Source organism: Streptomyces neyagawaensis, from assembly GCF_023516595.1.
Classification (GTDB): domain Bacteria; phylum Actinomycetota; class Actinomycetes; order Streptomycetales; family Streptomycetaceae; genus Streptomyces; species Streptomyces neyagawaensis.
Genome location: NZ_JAMGBG010000199.1, coordinates 1 through 3,447, shown reverse-complemented (window position 1 = coordinate 3,447; position 3,447 = coordinate 1). Strand labels below are relative to the sequence as shown.

General features: G+C 72.1%; 3 protein-coding genes. 1 reads left to right on the top strand and 2 read right to left on the bottom strand.

The features are described 5' to 3' along the window. Together M8J73_RS43230 and M8J73_RS45125 are read right to left on the bottom strand one after the other, a co-directional pair. On the bottom strand, positions 1 to 847 hold an 847-nt coding region (locus tag M8J73_RS43230; RefSeq protein WP_249829865.1), incomplete at its 3' end, for a maltotransferase domain-containing protein. Between the two features lie 229 nt (positions 848 to 1,076). Beyond that, complete coding sequence (locus tag M8J73_RS45125) at positions 1,077 to 2,288, bottom strand: S8 family peptidase (protein ID WP_055542080.1); 1,212 nt, start codon at positions 2,286 to 2,288, stop codon at positions 1,077 to 1,079. Positions 2,289 to 2,618: 330 nt separating this feature from the next. On the opposite strand from M8J73_RS45125, the gene glgP reads away from it, so the two are divergent. Continuing rightward, positions 2,619 to 3,447, top strand: an 829-nt coding sequence (glgP, locus tag M8J73_RS43215; RefSeq protein ID WP_249829864.1) for an alpha-glucan family phosphorylase, incomplete at its 3' end; no start/stop codon positions are given.

The window sequence follows — 3,447 nt, the reverse complement described above, 5'->3', positions numbered from 1 at the left end:
TCGCGGCGATCGCGGGCAGGCGGCGGGCGGCGGTGCGGAAGGTGCCGTGGGGCTGTTCGGCGGTGCCCTCGGAGCGGGGGAAGAACTCGTACCAGGAGCCGAACAGGGCCCGTTCACGCTCGACCAGCAGGGGCAGCGGGTCGGAGGAGGTGACCAGCTCCCGCAGCGGATGGCGGGCCAGCACCTCGTCCACCTCCGGCGCCAACGCCGCAGCCAGACGGGACGCGGCCGGACGGTCGGTGTCACGCAGGGCGTCCACGGCGGCGAGGACGGCACCACGGGCGCGCCCGCCCTCCGGAACCCCGGCGGCGGCACGCTCGTACAACCGCGCGCCCTCCTCCAGGACCAGCTCCGTGTCGATGCCGGCCGGGACCTTGATCCGGGCGTGGTGGCGCCAGGTGGTGACCGGGTCGCCCCACCCCTCCACCGCGTACGTCCACCGGCCCTCGCTCGGCGCGGAGACGGTGGCGCCCCAGCGGTCCGTGCCGGGGGCGAGTTCCCGCATCGGCGTCCACGGGCCCGGACGGCCCTCCGGGTCCGTCAGGACGACATTGGCGGCGACCGCGTCGTGGCCCTCGCGGAAGACGACCGCCGAGATCTCGAACTCCTCGCCCACGACGGCCTTCGCGGGCCGGCGGCCGTGATGGACGGTGGGCCGTACGTCCAGAACCGGTATCCGGCCGACGGTCGCCGTGTCCGGAGGTGAGGCCGACGGCGCGGGCGGGCCGGTGTGCGCCCGGCGTGCGGGGCGCGCGGCGGCGCTCGGGGTGGCCGCGGCGGGGGTGCTGGTGTGCGCTGTGGTGGTGCTGGTCGTCGGGGGTGCTGACGAGTGGTGCGTGGCGGGCATGACCGCTCCTGTCCGCGTCAACGTGGGTGGGCGGATGAGGGTGTGGGGAGGTGGGGCCAGCGGGATGTACCGGTGGAGCCTTCCCACACAGTGCGGGTGAGCATTCCGGCACTTTGTTAACTACTCACGCGTATGTCTACACACAAGACCGGCCTCGTCCGAGGGGGTCGAGGCCGGTCACTCTAGTCGCTTTGGGTAAAGGGACGTTCACCTGTGGTGTTACCGGGGCCTACGGGACGTCGACATGGAGAATCCGGTCCGGAGAGCCCGGAAATCTGTCCTTGACCTTGCCCGAAACCGCACCCTCCACCAGCGTTTCGGCCACCTGCGCCGGTGTCGCGGCGGGATGGTCGGCCAGGTACAGGGCAGCCGCGCCCGCGGCGTGCGGCGCCGCCATCGACGTACCCGAATAGGTGACGGACCCGGTGTCGCTCCGGTGCGAGGCGGAGGTGATGGCCACCCCCGGCGCGAACAGGTCCAGACTCGTACCCCAGTTGGAGAAGGCGGCGCGGGTGTCCTTCTTTCCGGTGGCGCCGACCGTGATCGCCTGCTTCACCCGGGCGGGTGAGGAGAAGGAGGCGGCGACGGCGTCATTGCCCGCGGCGACCGTATACGTCACCCCGGACGCTATGGAGGTGCGTACGGCGGCGTCGAGCTGGGCGTTCGCCGGGCCGCCCAGACTCAGATTGGCCACCGCGGGCTTCTTCGCGTGCCGGGTGACCCAGTCGATGCCCGCGATCACCCGGGCCGTCGTCCCCGCCCCGGCGTCGTCGAGGACGCGTACCGCGACCACCTTCGCCTTCTTGGCCACCCCGTATCGGGCGCCGGCGACCGTGCCCGCGACATGGGTGCCGTGGCCGTTGCCGTCCTGGGCCGTCCTGTCGTTCTCGACGAAGTCCCAGCCGTGGACGGCCCGGCCGCCGAAGTCCTTGTGGGTGACGCGTACACCGGTGTCGATGACATACACGGTGGTGCCCCGGCCCGCCGACTCCGGCCAGGTGTACCTCTTGTCCAGCGGAAGTCCCGCCTGGTCCAGGCGGTCCAGGCCCCAGGACTGCGGGTTCCGCCGGCTGCCGTCGTACCTGACCGCCGTGTCCTGCGCGACGGACGCCACCCGCGGGTCCGCCGCGAGCCGCTTGGCCTGATTCTCACCGGCGCTCACCGCATAGCCGTTGAGGACCGAGCTGTACATGTGGCGTATTTTCGCCCCGTACCTTCGGGCGATGTCCTTCCCCTCCTTCGACGGGGCACCCGTCCCCGCCTTGAGGGTCACGATGTAACTGCCGCTGACGGAACCGGCGCCCCCGGCTCCGAGGACGCGTCCCTCCGGAGCGGCGTGCGCTGGTGCGGGGGCGACCGAGAGCACCGCGGCCGTGATGACCGCCGTGAGGCCTCCCGCCCAGCGCAGACGCCTGTTTCTCGCCTCTGCCCGGTCGTGCATGGATGCGGACCCCCTCCTCGGTCGGCCGGTGCGCCATTCGGCAGCCTCTCGTGCGGGGTGAAGCGCCACAAGGTCGCACAGAGGGGCGGAATCGGCCATACCGCCCGTCGGGGTACAGGGGTGGGCCGCGACGAATTCCGGACTGAACACGGGGGAGCGGACTGCGCGGCCGGGGGGCCGGGGTACGGATGCGCCGTAATTGCATACCGAGGGACGCGTCGTGCTTGCGGACCCGCCCGCCCGCGCCGCTACCGTCGTGGTGACGAACGGTCGCACGCAACAGGTGCGTCCCCTTGGCCCGTACGTCCTGGCGTGAAGGTGGAATCCTCTGTGAAGGCCATCCGCAGATTCACCGTCCGACCCGTCCTGCCCGAAGCCCTTCAGCCGCTCAGCGAGCTGGCGCGCAATCTGCGCTGGTCCTGGCACGCGGAAACCCGTGACCTCTTCCAGTCGGTCGACCCCGAGTGCTGGGCCGCGTCCGGCGGCGACCCCGTACGCCTTCTCGGCTCCGTCTCCGCCCGGCGCCTCGCCGAACTCGCCGAGGACCGGCGCTTCCTGCGCCGGCTCACCGTGGTCGCCGACGAACTGCGCGACTACGTCACCGGCGACCGCTGGTACCAGACCCGGACCACGGAACCACCGGCCGCCATCGCCTACTTCTCGCCCGAGTTCGGCATCACCGCCGCGCTGCCGCAGTACTCCGGCGGCCTCGGCATCCTCGCCGGCGACCATCTGAAGGCCGCCAGCGACCTGGGCGTGCCCCTGATCGGCGTCGGCCTGCTCTACCGGCACGGCTACTTCCGGCAGTCGCTGTCCCGGGACGGCTGGCAGCAGGAGCACTACCCCGTCCTCGACCCGAACGAGCTGCCCCTGGTGCCGTTGCAGGAGACCGACGGCTCCCAGGCCCGCGTCGACCTGGCGCTCCCCGGCGGCCGCCGGCTGCACGCCCGCGTCTGGCAGGCCCAGGTCGGCCGCGTGCCCCTGCTCCTGCTGGACTCCGACGTCGAGGAGAACGACCTCGGCGAGCGGGGCGTCACCGACCGGCTCTACGGCGGCGGCAGCGAACACCGGCTGCTCCAGGAGATGCTGCTCGGTATAGGAGGTGTCCGGGCGGTCCGCACGTACTGCCGCCTCACCGGTCACGCCGCACCCGAGGTCT

Coding starts and splice junctions, on each gene's coding strand:
- M8J73_RS45125 (WP_055542080.1), bottom strand. CDS start 2,288: ATGCACGACCGGGCAGAGGCGAGAAACAGGCGTCTGCGCTGGGCGGGA.